The 16065-nt window shown below is 52.3% G+C and carries 13 protein-coding genes; 9 read left to right on the forward strand and 4 right to left on the reverse strand.

What is annotated here, in order from left to right:
• Window positions 1-42 precede the first annotated feature (42 nt).
• A complete protein-coding gene (locus tag ACJHXB_RS21280; protein WP_000402207.1) occupies window positions 43-1692 on the forward strand; it encodes a Na+/H+ antiporter in 1650 nt (549 codons plus the stop codon).
• 167 nt (window positions 1693-1859) lie between these two features.
• On the opposite strand, the gene ACJHXB_RS21285 is transcribed toward ACJHXB_RS21280, so the two are convergent.
• The 4 genes from ACJHXB_RS21285 to acs form a co-directional block, all read right to left on the reverse strand.
• The gene (locus ACJHXB_RS21285) at window positions 1860-3152 is read right to left on the reverse strand and encodes a pentapeptide repeat-containing protein (protein WP_097447019.1); all 1293 of its coding nucleotides are present in this window, start codon (window positions 3150-3152) and stop codon (window positions 1860-1862) included.
• A 177-nt stretch (window positions 3153-3329) separates the two neighbouring features.
• Window positions 3330-4979 (reverse strand): cation/acetate symporter ActP, encoded by a 1650-nt coding sequence (gene actP / locus ACJHXB_RS21290; RefSeq protein ID WP_000832548.1) that lies wholly within the window; start codon window positions 4977-4979, stop codon window positions 3330-3332.
• Window positions 4976-5290 (reverse strand): DUF485 domain-containing protein, encoded by a 315-nt coding sequence (locus ACJHXB_RS21295; RefSeq protein ID WP_001014565.1) that lies wholly within the window; start codon window positions 5288-5290, stop codon window positions 4976-4978. The genes actP and ACJHXB_RS21295 overlap by 4 nt, the downstream gene beginning before the upstream one ends.
• A gap of 226 nt (window positions 5291-5516) precedes the next feature.
• The gene (acs, locus tag ACJHXB_RS21300; protein ID WP_000078204.1) at window positions 5517-7475 is read right to left on the reverse strand and encodes an acetate--CoA ligase; all 1959 of its coding nucleotides are present in this window, start codon (window positions 7473-7475) and stop codon (window positions 5517-5519) included.
• A gap of 392 nt (window positions 7476-7867) precedes the next feature.
• Here acs and nrfA point away from each other — a divergent pair, with 392 nt between their 5' ends.
• From nrfA to gltP, 8 genes are all read left to right on the forward strand, one after another.
• A complete protein-coding gene (gene nrfA / locus ACJHXB_RS21305) occupies window positions 7868-9304 on the forward strand; it encodes an ammonia-forming nitrite reductase cytochrome c552 subunit (protein WP_000196875.1) in 1437 nt (478 codons plus the stop codon).
• Window positions 9305-9348: 44 nt separating this feature from the next.
• Window positions 9349-9915, forward strand: coding sequence for a cytochrome c nitrite reductase pentaheme subunit (gene nrfB, locus ACJHXB_RS21310; RefSeq protein ID WP_001296647.1), 567 nt, complete (start codon window positions 9349-9351; stop codon window positions 9913-9915).
• The gene (nrfC, locus tag ACJHXB_RS21315; RefSeq protein ID WP_000220266.1) at window positions 9912-10583 is read left to right on the forward strand and encodes a cytochrome c nitrite reductase Fe-S protein; all 672 of its coding nucleotides are present in this window, start codon (window positions 9912-9914) and stop codon (window positions 10581-10583) included. Before nrfB ends, nrfC begins: the two co-directional genes overlap by 4 nt.
• Window positions 10580-11536, forward strand: a complete 957-nt coding sequence (gene nrfD / locus ACJHXB_RS21320) for a cytochrome c nitrite reductase subunit NrfD (protein ID WP_000195191.1) — start codon at window positions 10580-10582, stop codon at window positions 11534-11536. The genes nrfC and nrfD overlap by 4 nt, the downstream gene beginning before the upstream one ends.
• Before the next feature lie 19 nt (window positions 11537-11555).
• The gene (locus ACJHXB_RS21325; RefSeq protein WP_071556263.1) at window positions 11556-13274 is read left to right on the forward strand and encodes a heme lyase CcmF/NrfE family subunit; all 1719 of its coding nucleotides are present in this window, start codon (window positions 11556-11558) and stop codon (window positions 13272-13274) included.
• The gene (nrfF, locus tag ACJHXB_RS21330; protein ID WP_000548753.1) at window positions 13267-13650 is read left to right on the forward strand and encodes a heme lyase NrfEFG subunit NrfF; all 384 of its coding nucleotides are present in this window, start codon (window positions 13267-13269) and stop codon (window positions 13648-13650) included. The genes ACJHXB_RS21325 and nrfF overlap by 8 nt, the downstream gene beginning before the upstream one ends.
• Window positions 13647-14243 (forward strand): heme lyase NrfEFG subunit NrfG, encoded by a 597-nt coding sequence (gene nrfG, locus ACJHXB_RS21335; protein ID WP_000812982.1) that lies wholly within the window; start codon window positions 13647-13649, stop codon window positions 14241-14243. The genes nrfF and nrfG overlap by 4 nt, the downstream gene beginning before the upstream one ends.
• Window positions 14244-14584: 341 nt before the next feature.
• Window positions 14585-15898: a glutamate/aspartate:proton symporter GltP gene (gene gltP / locus ACJHXB_RS21340; RefSeq protein ID WP_000789589.1), complete on the forward strand. Its 1314-nt coding sequence runs from the start codon at window positions 14585-14587 to the stop codon at window positions 15896-15898.
• Window positions 15899-16065 lie beyond the last annotated feature (167 nt).

Genomic DNA, 16065 nt, shown 5'->3' on the forward strand with positions numbered 1-16065 from the left:
CGTCTTTCTCAGATCATAAAAAACATCGCAAACAGGGAACGCATGGAAATCTTCTTCACCATACTGATAATGACCCTCGTGGTCTCGCTGTCCGGGGTGGTCACTCGTGTCATGCCCTTTCAGATCCCGCTTCCGCTTATGCAAATCGCCATCGGTGCGCTACTGGCGTGGCCGACGTTTGGTTTGCATGTGGAGTTTGATCCTGAACTCTTTTTAGTCTTGTTTATCCCGCCGTTGCTGTTCGCTGATGGCTGGAAAACGCCGACCCGTGAATTTCTCGAACATGGTCGAGAGATTTTCGGCCTCGCGCTGGCGCTGGTGGTGGTCACCGTGGTCGGCATTGGCTTTCTTATTTACTGGGTGGTGCCGGGCATTCCGCTGATCCCCGCCTTTGCGCTGGCGGCGGTGCTTTCTCCGACCGATGCTGTGGCGCTCTCGGGGATTGTTGGCGAAGGGCGCATCCCGAAAAAAATCATGGGCATTTTGCAGGGCGAAGCGTTGATGAATGACGCCTCCGGCCTGGTGTCGTTGAAGTTTGCCGTAGCAGTGGCGATGGGGACGATGATCTTCACCGTCGGCGGTGCAACGGTCGAATTTATGAAAGTGGCCATTGGCGGTATTCTCGCCGGTTTTGTGGTGAGCTGGCTGTATGGTCGCTCGCTGCGATTCCTCAGCCGCTGGGGCGGTGATGAACCTGCGACGCAGATTGTTCTACTGTTCTTGCTGCCATTCGCTTCTTATCTGATTGCCGAACATATTGGCGTTTCCGGCATCCTCGCTGCGGTTGCCGCCGGGATGACCATCACCCGCTCCGGTGTGATGCGCCGTGCGCCGCTGGCAATGCGCCTGCGCGCAAACAGTACCTGGGCGATGCTGGAATTTGTCTTTAACGGCATGGTATTCCTGCTGTTAGGTCTGCAGCTGCCGGGTATTCTGGAGACGTCGCTGATGGCGGCAGAAATCGACCCTAACGTCGAAATCTGGATGCTGTTTACCGATATCATTCTGATTTATGCGGCGCTGATGCTGGTCCGTTTCGGCTGGCTGTGGACGATGAAAAAGTTCAGCAACCGCTTCCTGAAAAAGAAGCCGATGGAGTTTGGTTCGTGGACCACACGAGAAATCCTGATCGCGTCTTTCGCCGGGGTGCGTGGGGCGATCACTCTGGCTGGTGTGCTCTCTATCCCGCTGCTCTTGCCGGATGGTAACGTCTTCCCGGCGCGCTATGAGCTGGTATTCCTGGCGGCTGGTGTCATTCTCTTCTCGCTGTTTGTCGGCGTGGTGATGTTGCCTATTCTGCTACAACACATTGAAGTCGCGGACCATTCGCAACAATTGAAAGAGGAACGTATTGCGCGAGCGGCAACGGCAGAAGTGGCTATTGTGGCGATCCAGAAAATGGAGGAGCGTCTGGCGGCGGATACCGAAGAGAATATCGATAACCAGTTGCTTACGGAGGTCAGTTCTCGCGTCATTGGTAACCTGCGTCGTCGCGCCGATGGACGTAACGACGTTGAAAGTTCCGTGCAGGAAGAGAACCTTGAGCGTCGCTTCCGTCTGGCGGCATTGCGTTCTGAACGTGCTGAACTGTACCACCTGCGCGCCACGCGGGAGATCAGCAATGAAACGCTGCAAAAATTACTGCACGATCTCGATTTGCTTGAAGCATTGCTGATTGAGGAAAATCAGTAAGCCGAAAGCGACGTAACCAGGCCCGGGGGAATCTGAAAAAGGTGCAATCTTTTGCACCTTTAACAGGTTAGCTCGGGCTAACATTCATGATTCTAAAACAAATAAGTCATAAGTCCGTGAGTATCTCTCTTTTAAAATCAATTCATTGGCTGTTCTTCGACTTAATCTCAGTCTGCGTGTTGCATAATATCTGCAGTAATCTTCATAGCGACTGCATGAATATTATCCTCAGTTTGTGACATGCCAGTATGAGAGGTACAATCTTCTTCAAAGAATTTCTGTAGTGTTACCAGGGTATCACTATCAATGGGGATATTTTCCTCCCCACGGAGAATGGAAATGCCCATTCCCTGCACGTTAGCCTCATCGAAATTAACCCGATAGAGACGGGTATCAAACATCCAGGCTTTTGTTAAAACAGAACAGTTGAAATGGCAGTTGCTTAAATTGGCATTATTAAAATTAACATTAGCCATATTAGAGCCGGTACATATAACCATTTCGAGGAATGTATTTGTCAGCCGCGTAAAAAAGAGTTTGCTATCGATTAAGTTTATATTCTGGAGGATTGCTTTGTTCAGATTGACGCGAGACAGATCAGCATGTTCAAAGTTAATTAAATCGAGTTTAGAGAAACTAAGGTCGGCTTTAAATAAATTAACATATGGCGCTATTACTTTATAAAGATTTACCTCAGACATGTACGCCATATAAAAATTTGAATAATCAAGGAAGGTATTTTTAATATTGGCTCTATTCATTGCTGCATTGTAGAATTGAACATGCATAGCGGAGCATGCATTTAGAGTTCCGTCAGCCATTTTTATCTGAGCGAAATTTGAGTCATCGAGAATACAATTATCAAAAAGTATTTTTTCCATTATGGCGCAATAAAAATTCGTTTTATACATATTACAGTCCTGGAAAATAGCGTTTTGTAGTCTGCAACCTGCAAAATTCGAATTGGATAAATCTTCATCTTTAATCACGATGCCTTTCAGGCTAAGGTGTGAAAAATCGTAACCACCATTTACTGTCTGTGGGATTTCAATAGTATTATTATGGACGGTGACATTATTTATAAAATATACCACCTTAATGGACACTTCCTTTTCTTTACTAAGGTAAACTCTTCTCGTAATTCTATCGTCACATTTATTATTTGCATGTGAAGCTATATCTATAAAATGTTTATGTATTTTTCTGTCCGTTTCTTTCGTGATTTTTCCTGATGGTAAACTATCATAAAATCTTTTCATTTTTTGAATCAAGCCTATCACTTTTTCATGATCATCTTTTTTGAAAAGAGAGAGGGCTTTATTGTCAATTAACGTGTTTTTATGATGTTTGCTATAATTATCTGATTTTGTTTTCTTTGTATGTGATGGACTTGTGACAGAGTGGTTATCGTTAATCTGGCAAAGAGGAAAAAACATATTATTTAAACCATTATAGCGCATAAAATATCCTTATAATTAACAAGAAAGAAAAGGCATATTCTCTGTATTATCATTTTCTACAACTGTCAAAAATCGCTCATTTTTTAATGAGTTTATTTCTTTAATATTATGGGAAAAGGTGATGCATTTTGCAGAGGAAGAGTATTCCCCGGTCAGGCGACCGGGGAAGGGGAGAGATTAATGCGCGCGGCCTTGCTCAACGCCAAAGCCGGTCTGGGAGCGGATAAACTGCGCACGGAACAGTTCACGCTCGCGCGCGCCTTCCGCTGAGTTATCGGTTGCCGAGAAGAACCAGATGCCGAGGAATGCCACGCTGATAGAGAACAGCGCCGGGTATTCATACGGGAAGATGGCTTTTTCGTGACCGAGGATCTGTACCCAAATCGTCGGGCCGAGGATCATCAGCACCACCGCAGTAATCAGTCCTAACCAGCCGCCCAGCATCGCGCCACGGGTAGTCAGTTTCGACCAGTACATGGAAAGCAGAATGATTGGGAAGTTACAGCTCGCCGCGATGGCAAACGCCAGGCCTACCATGAAGGCGATGTTCTGATTCTCAAACAGCACGCCGAGGATAATCGCAATCACACCCAAAATCAGGACGGTGATTTTCGATACCCGCAGCTCTTCACGTTCGGTCGCACCTTTTTTGAAGACGTTAGCGTACAGGTCGTGAGACACCGCGGATGCGCCCGCCAGCGTCAGACCCGCAACCACCGCGAGGATAGTGGCGAAAGCAACCGCTGAAATAAAACCGAGGAACAGGTTGCCGCCCACTGCATTCGCCAGGTGAACTGCCGCCATGTTGTTACCACCAATCAGATGGCCCGCCGCGTCTTTATATTCCGGATTCGCACCAACCAGCATGATCGCGCCGAAGCCGATAATAAAGGTCAGAATATAGAAGTAGCCCATAAATCCGGTAGCGTAGAACACGCTCTTACGCGCTTCGCGGGCATCGCTGACCGTAAAGAAGCGCATCAGAATATGCGGCAAACCCGCCGTACCAAACATCAGTCCTAGCCCCAGAGAAAGCGCGGAGATGGGATCTTTCACCAGCCCGCCCGGCTTCATGATGTCGACACCTTTCGGGTGTACCGCCATCGCTTCACTGAACAGATTATTGAAGCTAAAGCCGACGTGTTTCATCACCATAAAGGCCATAAAGCTGGCACCGAACAGCAACAGCACGGCTTTGATAATCTGTACCCAGGTGGTCGCCAGCATGCCGCCGAACAGGACGTACATCATCATCAGCACGCCGACCAGTACCACCGCAATGTGATAGTTAAGGCCAAACAGCAGTTCGATGAGTTTACCTGCGCCTACCATCTGGGCGATAAGGTAAAGCGCCACTACCACCAGAGAACCACAGGCCGAAAGAATACGGATTGGCCCCTGTTTCAGGCGGTAAGAGGCTACATCGGCAAAGGTGTAGCGACCGAGGTTACGCAGACGTTCGGCAATCAGGAACAGAATGATCGGCCAGCCCACCAGGAAGCCCAACGAGTAGATCAGCCCGTCATAGCCGGAGGTAAACACCAGCGCGGAGATCCCCAAGAATGAGGCGGCGGACATATAGTCCCCGGCAATCGCCAGCCCGTTCTGAAAACCGGTGATATTGCCGCCTGCCGTGTAGTAGTCATTACGCGAACGTACGCGTTTTGACGCCCAGTAGGTAATGCCGAGCGTAAACACGACGAAAATCAGGAACATAATAATCGCCTGCCAGTTTGTTGGCTGGCGCTCTACGGCCCCGCTAATAGCATCCGCGGCGTTAGCTGCGAAAGGGAGTGTGGCGGCAAGCGCCGTCAGAACTCTTTTCATGATGCTTGTACCTCATGCAGGACTTCATTATTAAGACGGTCGAATTCGCCGTTCGCCCGCCAGATGTAGATACCAGTGAGAACAAAGGAGATCACAATTACTCCAACACCAATCGGAATACCGCGTGTGACGCTGGTGTTCGGATTCAGCGGGGTGCCCAGCCAGCCGGGCGCGAAGGCGATCAGTAAAATAAAGCCGATATAAACTGCCAGCATAATAATCGACAGGATGGTGGCAAACCGTTGCCGTTTTTCGACTAACTCCCTGAAATGCGCATTGTCTTCTATCCGCTGATAAATCGTACCATTCATCACAGATTCTCCAGAGGTTCCCCGTCGTCTTTCACGCCGCAGGTTCGTCAGCCGCACTCGCCTCCCCCAGTCACATAGTTTTCTATGCTCCTGGGGAGATGCTCGCTTGCTTCCTTCCTGCAACGCGAAATACTTAGGGGAATTTTTATATTTGCCCTTTCCCACTATAAAGAAATGAGCGTGTAGACCGGATAAGGCGTTATACGCCGCATCCGGCAATTGTGGGTTACGATGGCATCGCGATAGCCTGCTTCTCTTCAAGCAGCTTCTCGACTACGCCAGGATCGGCAAGCGTCGAGGTATCGCCCAGGTTGCTGGTATCGCCCGCCGCAATTTTGCGCAGAATACGGCGCATAATTTTGCCGGAGCGGGTTTTAGGCAGGGAGTCGGTCCAGTGCAGCACGTCTGGCGTCGCCAGCGGGCCAATCTCTTTACGCACCCAGTTGCGGACTTCTGCGTACAGTTCTGGTGACGGTTCCTCCCCATGATTAAGCGTGACGTAGGCGTAGATCGCCTGACCTTTAATATTGTGCGGAATACCTACTACGGCGGCTTCGGCAATCTTCGGATGTGCCACCAGCGCCGACTCAATCTCTGCCGTTCCCAGACGGTGACCGGAGACGTTCAGCACGTCGTCCACGCGCCCGGTGATCCAGTAATAGCCATCTTCATCGCGACGCGCGCCGTCGCCGCTGAAATACATATTTTTGAAGGTGGAGAAGTAGGTCTGCTCAAAACGTTCGTGATCGCCAAACAGCGTACGCGCCTGACCCGGCCAGGAATCGGAGATCACCAGACTGCCTTCGGTGGCCCCTTCCAGCGGGTTACCTTCGTTATCGACCAGCGCCGGTTGCACGCCGAAGAACGGACGTGTTGCCGAACCGGCTTTCAGCTCGGTAGCGCCAGGCAGCGGGGTGATCATGAAACCGCCGGTTTCGGTCTGCCACCAGGTATCGACCACCGGGCATTTCTCGTTGCCGATTTTTTTCCAGTACCACTCCCACGCTTCCGGGTTGATTGGCTCGCCTACGGAACCGAGAATGCGCAGCGACGAACGGTCAGTGCCTTCGATCGCTTTATCGCCTTCCGCCATCAGCGCGCGGATCGCCGTGGGCGCGGTATAGAGAATATTGACCTGATGCTTGTCCACCACCTGCGCCATACGGGCAGGCGTCGGCCAGTTCGGTACGCCTTCAAACATCAGCGTGGTCGCGCCGCAGGCCAGCGGGCCGTACAGCAAATAACTGTGTCCGGTAACCCAGCCCACATCGGCGGTGCACCAGTAGATATCACCCGGATGATAATCAAAGACATATTTAAAGGTCAGCGCCGCGTACACCAGATAACCGCCGGTAGTGTGCAGCACGCCTTTCGGCTTCCCGGTAGAACCGGAGGTGTAGAGAATAAACAGCGGATCTTCGGCGTTCATCTCTTCCGCCTGGTGCTGATCGCTGGCTTGCTCAACCAGGTCGTGCCACCACAGGTCGTGCCCTTCCTGCCAGTCGATTTTTCCGCCAGTACGCTTCAGTACCACCACATGCTCTACGCTGGTGACGTTCGGGTTTTTCAGCGCGTCATCAACGTTTTTCTTCAGCGGAATACTACGCCCGGCGCGCACGCCTTCGTCGGAAGTGATCACCAACCGTGAGTTAGAATCGATAATGCGCCCGGCAACGGCTTCCGGCGAGAAGCCGCCGAAAATTACCGAATGCACCGCGCCAATGCGGGCGCAGGCCAGCATCGCGACCGCGGCTTCCGGCACCATCGGCATATAAATCGCCACCACATCACCTTTTTTAATGCCCAGCTCGAGCAGGGTATTGGCGAAGCGGCAGACGTCGCGGTGCAGCTCTTTATAGCTGATATGTTTGCTCTGGCTGGCGTCGTCGCCTTCCCAGATGATGGCGGTACGATCGCCGTTTTCTTGCAGATGGCGGTCAAGGCAGTTTGCCGCCAGATTCAGCGTGCCGTCCTCGTACCATTTAATGGACACATTACCGGGGGCAAAGGAGGTGTTTTTCACCTTCTGGTAAGGTTTGATCCAGTCGAGAATTTTTCCCTGTTCGCCCCAGAAGGTATCTGGTGCGTTAATAGATTGTTGATACATCGCCTCGTACTGCTGAGGGTTTATCAGGCAACGGTCTGCGATGTTGGCAGGAATGGTGTGTTTGTGAATTTGACTCATGCTTTTGTTCTCCTTGTAGGATGTTAATAATATGTGGCATAAGCGTTAAATGTAGGGGTATTGGCAGTTTTGTTTAGTATTTGGGCGACAGATCACGCAAAAGTAGAATTGTGCAAATAAACGGCAGGGTAATTTTTGAAGGTCAGCAACAAAAGTTGATTAATTCTTTGAGGAACATGCAGTTATGCATGCTGTTGAAAAAGAGGAAGATACTGACTAACTCTAAAGTGGTATTTTACATGCACTTACAATTGATTAAAGACAACATTCACAGTGTGGTTATTTGTTACACATAGGGGTGAGCAATGTCATGACAGTGTAGGTGCGGTTACTGTCGTGAAAAACAATAAAAACCGCCATTGCAACAATGGCGCAATTCGGATGAAGCCCCTATGACAAGGATAAAAATAAACGCACGCCGTATCTTCAGCTTATTGATTCCTTTTTTCTTTTTCACTTCTGTTCACGCTGAACAAACGGCAGCTCCCGCAAAACCTGTAACTGTTGAAGCGAAGAATGAAACCTTTGCCCCGCAACATCCCGATCAATATCTCTCCTGGAAAGCCACCTCGGAACAGTCAGAGCGTGTTGACGCCCTGGCGGAAGATCCACGGCTGGTGATCCTGTGGGCGGGGTATCCCTTCTCGCGCGATTACAACAAGCCGCGTGGACATGCCTTTGCTGTGACCGATGTGCGTGAAACCCTGCGTACCGGTGCGCCGAAAAACGCTGAAGATGGTCCGCTACCGATGGCATGCTGGAGTTGTAAAAGCCCGGATGTGGCGCGTCTGATCCAGAAAGACGGCGAAGATGGCTACTTCCACGGAAAATGGGCGCGCGGCGGCCCGGAAATCGTCAACAACTTAGGTTGTGCCGATTGCCATAACACCGCCTCACCAGAGTTCGCCAAAGGCAAACCGGAGTTAACCCTTTCCCGTCCGTATGCGGCTCGCGCGATGGAAGCCATTGGTAAACCTTTTGAGAAAGCCGGACGTTTCGACCAGCAATCGATGGTTTGCGGTCAGTGCCATGTGGAGTATTACTTCGACGGCAAAAACAAAGCGGTTAAATTCCCGTGGGATGACGGCATGAAAGTCGAAAATATGGAGCAGTATTATGACAAAATTGCCTTCTCTGACTGGACTAACTCCCTGTCGAAAACGCCAATGCTGAAAGCACAGCACCCGGAATATGAAACCTGGACAGCGGGCATTCACGGTAAAAACAACGTGACCTGTATCGACTGCCATATGCCAAAAGTGCAGAACGCCGAAGGCAAACTCTACACCGACCATAAAATTGGTAATCCGTTTGATAACTTCGCCCAGACTTGTGCGAACTGCCATACCCAGGACAAAGCTGCCTTGCAAAAAGTGGTCGCGGAACGTAAGCAGTCGATTAACGACCTGAAAATCAAGGTTGAAGATCAACTGGTTCACGCTCACTTCGAAGCGAAAGCGGCGCTGGATGCAGGCGCGACGGAAGCCGAAATGAAGCCGATTCAGGACGATATCCGTCATGCCCAGTGGCGTTGGGATCTGGCGATCGCTTCCCACGGCATTCATATGCACGCACCGGAAGAAGGTCTGAGGATGCTCGGTACGGCGATGGATAAAGCGGCGGATGCGCGCACTAAACTGGCGCGACTGCTGGCGACCAAAGGCATCACCCATGAAATCCAGATCCCGGATATCTCGACCAAAGAGAAAGCCCAGCAGGCCATTGGCCTGAACATGGAACAAATCAAGGCCGAGAAGCAGGACTTCATCAAAACGGTGATCCCGCAGTGGGAAGAGCAGGCACGTAAAAACGGTCTGTTAAGCCAATAACCCCGTTCCGCCTCGCAAGGGGCGGAAAACACAATGGAGTGAATATGAGCGTATTACGTTCGTTATTAACTGCCGGGGTGCTGGCGTCGGGCCTGTTGTGGAGCCTGAACGGAATTACCGCTACCCCTGCGGCGCAGGCATCTGGCGATCGCTACGAAGTTACCCAGCAGCGTAACCCGGATGCCGCCTGTCTGGACTGCCATAAGCCAGATACCGAAGGTATGCATGGCAAACATGCTTCCGTTATCAACCCGAATAACAAACTGCCGGTCACCTGCACCAACTGTCACGGCCAGCCATCACCGCAACACCGCGAAGGGGTGAAAGATGTGATGCGCTTTAACGAGCCGATGTACAAGGTTGGAGAGCAGAACAGCGTCTGTATGTCCTGCCATCTGCCGGAACAGTTGCAAAAAGCGTTCTGGCCACACGATGTCCACGTAACCAAAGTGGCGTGCGCCAGCTGCCATTCCCTGCATCCACAGCAAGATACGATGCAGACGTTAAGTGACAAAGGACGGATTAAGATTTGCGTCGATTGCCACAGCGATCAGCGCACCAATCCGAACTTTAACCCAGCGTCTGTTCCGTTGCTTAAGGAGCAGCCATGACCTGGTCTCGTCGCCAGTTTCTCACCGGCGTCGGCGTGCTGGCAGCTGTCAGCGGCACCGCAGGGCGCGTGGTGGCGAAAACGTTGAATATCAATGGGGTGCGTTACGGCATGGTGCATGACGAGTCGTTATGCATCGGCTGTACCGCCTGTATGGATGCTTGTCGGGAAGTGAACAAGGTGCCGGACGGCGTCTCGCGCCTGACGATTATTCGTAGCGAGCCGCAGGGCGAATTTCCTGATGTGAAATATCGCTTCTTCCGTAAGTCTTGCCAGCACTGCGATCATGCGCCGTGCGTTGACGTCTGCCCGACCGGTGCGTCTTTTCGCGATGCTGCCAGTGGGATTGTCGATGTAAATCCGGATCTCTGCGTCGGTTGTCAGTACTGCATCGCCGCCTGTCCGTACCGCGTGCGCTTTATCCATCCGGTCACGAAGACAGCGGACAAATGCGATTTCTGCCGTAAGACCAATTTGCAGGCCGGTAAGCTGCCCGCGTGCGTTGAAGCTTGCCCGACGAAGGCGCTGACGTTTGGCAATCTGGACGATCCCAACAGTGAGATTTCGCAACTGCTGCGCCAGAAGCCCACTTACCGCTACAAGCTGGCGCTTGGAACCAAACCGAAGCTGTACCGCGTACCGTTTAAATACGGGGAGGTGAGCCAATGACGCAGACTTCCGCATTTCATTTTGAATCGCTGGTGTGGGACTGGCCGATTGCCATCTACCTGTTTTTGATTGGTATTTCTGCTGGTCTGGTGACGCTGGCCGTGCTGTTACGTCGCGTCTACCCGCAGGCGGGCGGTGCAGACAGTACGTTGTTGCGCACCACGCTGATTGTCGGGCCTGGCGCGGTGATCCTTGGTCTGTTGATCCTCGTCTTCCACCTGACAAGACCGTGGACCTTCTGGAAGCTGATGTTCCACTACAGTTTTACCTCGGTGATGTCGATGGGGGTGATGCTGTTTCAGCTCTACATGGTGGTGCTGGTGCTGTGGCTGGCGAAAATCTTTGAACATGATTTGCTTGCCCTGCAACAACGCTGGTTGCCGAAGTTGGGGATCGTGCAAAAGGTTCTGAGCCTGCTGACGCCCGTTCATCGCGGACTGGAAACATTGATGCTGGTGCTGGCGGTGCTGCTGGGGGCTTATACCGGCTTTCTGCTGTCGGCGCTGAAATCGTATCCGTTCCTCAATAACCCGATCCTGCCGGTGCTGTTCCTCTTCTCCGGCATCTCGTCCGGTGCGGCGGTGGCGCTGATCGCCATGGCGATATGTCAGCGCAAAAATCCGCACTCCACGGAAGCGCACTTTGTACACCGTATGGAGATCCCTGTGGTATGGGGCGAAATCTTCCTGCTGGTGGCGTTTTTTGTCGGTCTGGCCCTGGGCGATGACGGTAAAGTGCGTGCGCTGGTGGCAGCATTGGGCGGCGGTTTCTGGACGTGGTGGTTCTGGCTTGGTGTCGCCGGGCTGGGGCTGATTGTGCCAATGTTGCTCAAACCGTGGGTCAATCGCAGTTCCGGCATTCCTGCCGTGCTGGCGGCGTGTGGGGCCAGCCTGGTCGGCGTGTTGATGTTGCGATTTTTCATTCTCTACGCCGGGCAGTTAACGGTGGCGTAAGCCAGAACAGAGGTGGTTTCTGGACGTATTCCTTCCTGAAGTCGGTTTTCTGGCGTTGTTGTTAAGTCTCGGGGTCAACGTGTTGACCCCGTTGACGGCCTTCGCGGGAGTGCGGTTGCGCTGGCCTGCCATGATGCGACTCACTTGCATCGGCATTCTGGCGCAGTTCGCGCTCCTGCTGCTCGCCTTTGGCGTACTGACGTATTGTTTTCTCATCAGCGATTTCTCGGTCATTTATGTCGCGCAACATAGCTACAGCCTGCTGTCGTGGGAACTCAAACTGGCGGCGGTATGGGGTGGTCATGAAGGTTCGCTGTTGCTTTGGGTGCTGTTGCTTTCCGCCTGGAGCGCGCTGTTTGCCTGGCATTATCGGCAGCAAACCGATCCGCTATTTCCGCTGACGCTAGCCGTTTTATCTCTCATGCTCGCCGCACTGCTACTGTTTGTAGTGCTGTGGTCCGATCCCTTCGTGCGGATATTTCCACCAGCAATCGAAGGCCGCGATCTCAATCCGATGCTGCAACATCCCGGTCTTATCTTCCATCCGCCGCTGCTTTATCTCGGCTATGGCGGTTTGATGGTGGCGGCGAGCGTGGCGCTGGGGAGTTTACTGCGCGGCGAGTTTGATGGTGCCAGCGCCCGAATTTGCTGGCGCTGGGCACTACCTGGCTGGAGCGCATTAACGGCGGGGATCATCCTCGGTTCCTGGTGGGCCTATTGCGAACTGGGCTGGGGCGGCTGGTGGTTCTGGGATCCGGTGGAAAACGCCTCTTTACTACCCTGGCTTTCTGCCACTGCACTGCTGCACAGTTTGTCCCTGACACGCCAGCGGGGGATTTTCCGTCACTGGTCGCTGCTGCTGGCAATAGTTACTCTGATGTTGTCGCTGTTGGGCACGTTGATTGTCCGTTCTGGCATTCTGGTTTCGGTTCATGCGTTCGCGCTGGATAACGTCCGCGCCGTGCCGTTGTTCAGCCTGTTTGCACTGATTAGCCTTGCGTCTCTGGCTCTGTATGGCTGGCGAGCGCGGGACGGTGGCCCGGCGGTGCATTTTTCGGGGTTATCGCGGGAAATGTTAATCCTCGCTACGCTGTTGCTGTTTTGCGCAGTGCTACTGATCGTGCTGGTGGGAACGCTTTATCCGATGATTTACGGCCTGCTGGGCTGGGGACGCCTCTCCGTTGGCGCGCCGTATTTTAACCGCGCGACGTTACCGTTTGGTCTGTTGATGCTGGTGGTGATTGTGCTGGCGACGTTTGTCTCTGGCAAACGCGCGCAGCTTCCGGCGCTGGTAGCTCATGCGGGCGTGCTGTTATTTGCCGCGGGGATCGTGGTCTCCAGCGTCAGCCGTCAGGAGATCAGCCTGAATTTACAGCCGGGTCAGCAGGTGACGCTGGCAAGATACACCTTCCGTTTTGAGCGCCTCGATCTGCAAGCCAAAGGCAATTACACCAGCGAAAAAGCGATAGTGGCACTGTTTGACCATCAGCAACGTATTGGTGAACTGACGCCGGAGCGGCGTTTTTATGAAGCACGCCGTCAGCAAATGATGGAACCGTCAATTCGCTGGAACGGCATCCATGACTGGTATGCGGTCATGGGGGAGAAAACTGGGCCGGATCGTTACGCTTTTCGTTTGTATGTACAAAGCGGTGTGCGCTGGATCTGGGGGGGAGGATTGTTGATGATTGCGGGCGCATTGTTAAGCGGATGGCGGGGGAGGAAGCGCGATGCATAAAGGGCTTCTCACGCTACTGCTGTTATTTACCTGTTTTGCGCGCGCTCAGGTTGTAGACACCTGGCAATTCGCCAATCCGCAACAACAGGAACAGGCGTTAAATATTGCCAGCCAGTTACGCTGCCCGCAGTGCCAGAATCAGAACTTACTGGAATCCAATGCGCCGGTGGCAGTCAGTATGCGCCATCAGGTTTACAGCATGGTGGCGGAGGGGAAAAGTGAAGTCGAAATCATTGGCTGGATGACCGAACGCTACGGAGATTTTGTTCGCTATAACCCACCGTTAACCGGTCAGACTCTGGTGTTGTGGGCGCTGCCAGTGGTGTTGTTACTGCTGATGGCACTGATCCTCTGGCGAGTGAGGGCGAAGCGATGAAACAGCCTCAAATACCGGTGAAAATGCTGACAACACTCACGATTTTGATGGTATTTCTCTGTGTCGGCAGTTATCTGTTAAGTCCAAAATGGCAGGCGGTACGTGCGGAGTATCAGCGTCAGCGCGATCCGCTACATCAGTTTGCCAGCCAGCAAACCCCGGAAGCGCAGCTTCAGGCATTGCAGGATAAAATCCGCGCTAATCCACAAAACAGCGAACAATGGGCGTTACTGGGCGAGTACTATCTGTGGCAAAACGATTACAGCAATTCGCTGCTGGCGTACCGTCAGGCGTTGCAACTACGTGGTGAGAACGCTGAACTGTATGCGGCGCTGGCGACGGTGCTTTATTACCAGGCCAGCCAGCATATGACCGCCCAGACTCGCGCAATGATCGACAAAGCCCTCGCGCTGGACTCTAACGAAATCACCGCTCTGATGCTGCTGGCTTCCGATGCGTTTATGCAGGCGAATTACGCGCAAGCCATCGAACTATGGCAAAAAGTGATGGATCTCAACTCACCCCGGATCAACCGGACACAGCTGGTCGAGTCGATTAATATGGCGAAATTGTTGCAGCGGAGATCAGATTAATCATCTGGTGATGAAGATTATGTTATCGAGCTGCATAAAAAATAATCGAATGAACATGTGCCAAAAATAATCACCAATCAGTATTATTGCAGATTAAACAAATAAAAATCTTTCCATAACAAATGGTTATTCATTAATCCTGCCATAAACTCGCGTTATTATGCATTAATGCAGCGAAAAGCTCTGTTGTTAAAGGGTTGCGCAACATACCGCGCAAATGATACTGATCATAAGCGTTAAAAAAATCTACAAACCAACGCAACACAATTCATGCCCTGGCAGTATGTCACGTTCTCGCGTTTCTGAACGGGGAACGGCGCTCCATTGAGGAAGTTATTCTGATGAAAAATATAAAATTCAGCCTGGCCTGGCAGATTCTGTTTGCTATGGTGCTGGGCATTCTCCTGGGAAGCTACCTGCACTACCATAGCGACAGCCGCGACTGGCTGGTCGTCAATTTGCTCTCTCCGGCGGGTGATATCTTCATCCATCTGATCAAAATGATTGTTGTGCCGATTGTGATCTCCACGCTGGTGGTGGGTATCGCGGGTGTTGGTGATGCCAAACAGCTCGGGCGTATTGGCGCGAAAACCATTATCTACTTCGAGGTGATCACCACCGTCGCCATCATTTTGGGGATCACTCTGGCGAACGTCTTCCAGCCCGGTGCCGGGGTGGATATGTCGCAGCTGGCGACCGTCGATATCTCGAAATATCAGAGCACTACGGAAGCGGTACAAAGCAGTTCCCACGGCATTATGGGCACGATTTTGTCGCTGGTGCCGACGAACATTGTGGCGTCGATGGCGAAAGGCGAAATGCTGCCGATCATCTTCTTCTCGGTGCTGTTTGGTCTGGGGCTTTCCTCCCTGCCCGCGACGCATCGTGAACCGCTGGTGACCGTGTTCCGCTCCATCTCTGAAACCATGTTTAAAGTGACTCACATGGTGATGCGTTATGCACCGGTGGGTGTGTTTGCGCTGATTGCGGTGACGGTGGCTAACTTTGGTTTCTCTTCTCTGTGGCCACTGGCGAAACTGGTGCTGCTGGTGCATTTCGCCATTCTGTTCTTCGCGCTGGTAGTGCTGGGAATTGTGGCGCGCCTGTGCGGGTTAAGCGTCTGGATCCTGATTCGTATTCTGAAAGATGAGCTGATTCTGGCGTACTCCACTGCCAGCTCTGAAAGCGTGCTGCCGCGAATTATTGAGAAGATGGAAGCCTACGGAGCACCGGCGTCGATCACCAGTTTCGTGGTGCCGACCGGTTACTCTTTTAACCTTGATGGTTCGACGCTGTATCAAAGTATTGCCGCTATTTTCATCGCGCAGTTGTATGGCATTGACCTGTCCATCTGGCAGGAAATCATTCTGGTGCTGACGCTGATGGTGACCTCGAAAGGGATTGCTGGCGTGCCGGGCGTGTCGTTTGTGGTGTTGCTGGCAACGCTGGGCAGCGTAGGGATCCCGCTGGAAGGTCTGGCGTTTATTGCCGGTGTTGACCGTATCCTCGACATGGCGCGTACTGCGCTGAACGTGGTGGGTAATGCGCTGGCGGTGCTGGTGATTGCCAAGTGGGAACACAAATTTGACCGTAAGAAAGCGCTGGCTTATGAGCGCGAAGTGCTGGGCAAATTTGATAAAACTGCGGATCAATAATTGAAGATTGCCGGGGATATCCACCCGGCAATGTGTGGATGCCTGATGCGACGCTTGCTGAACTGCACCCCAAATGTTGGACATAATCTGACATCTGAAGGTGCAGTTTATGAAACATTCATTTGAAGTAAAACTTGCCGCTGTAAATCATTACCTGGCTGGTCATG

Origin of the sequence: Escherichia sp. WS3227_2, from assembly GCF_046486495.1 — a bacterium.
Taxonomy (GTDB): domain Bacteria; phylum Pseudomonadota; class Gammaproteobacteria; order Enterobacterales; family Enterobacteriaceae; genus Escherichia; species Escherichia coli.

Coding starts and splice junctions, on each gene's coding strand:
- ACJHXB_RS21280 (WP_000402207.1), top strand. CDS start 43: ATGGAAATCTTCTTCACCATACTGATAATGACCCTCGTGGTCTCGCTG.
- ACJHXB_RS21285 (WP_097447019.1), bottom strand. CDS start 3,152: ATGCGCTATAATGGTTTAAATAATATGTTTTTTCCTCTTTGCCAGATT.
- actP (WP_000832548.1), bottom strand. CDS start 4,979: ATGAAAAGAGTTCTGACGGCGCTTGCCGCCACACTCCCTTTCGCAGCT.
- ACJHXB_RS21295 (WP_001014565.1), bottom strand. CDS start 5,290: ATGAATGGTACGATTTATCAGCGGATAGAAGACAATGCGCATTTCAGG.
- acs (WP_000078204.1), bottom strand. CDS start 7,475: ATGAGTCAAATTCACAAACACACCATTCCTGCCAACATCGCAGACCGT.
- nrfA (WP_000196875.1), top strand. CDS start 7,868: ATGACAAGGATAAAAATAAACGCACGCCGTATCTTCAGCTTATTGATT.
- nrfB (WP_001296647.1), top strand. CDS start 9,349: ATGAGCGTATTACGTTCGTTATTAACTGCCGGGGTGCTGGCGTCGGGC.
- nrfC (WP_000220266.1), top strand. CDS start 9,912: ATGACCTGGTCTCGTCGCCAGTTTCTCACCGGCGTCGGCGTGCTGGCA.
- nrfD (WP_000195191.1), top strand. CDS start 10,580: ATGACGCAGACTTCCGCATTTCATTTTGAATCGCTGGTGTGGGACTGG.
- nrfF (WP_000548753.1), top strand. CDS start 13,267: ATGCATAAAGGGCTTCTCACGCTACTGCTGTTATTTACCTGTTTTGCG.
- nrfG (WP_000812982.1), top strand. CDS start 13,647: ATGAAACAGCCTCAAATACCGGTGAAAATGCTGACAACACTCACGATT.
- gltP (WP_000789589.1), top strand. CDS start 14,585: ATGAAAAATATAAAATTCAGCCTGGCCTGGCAGATTCTGTTTGCTATG.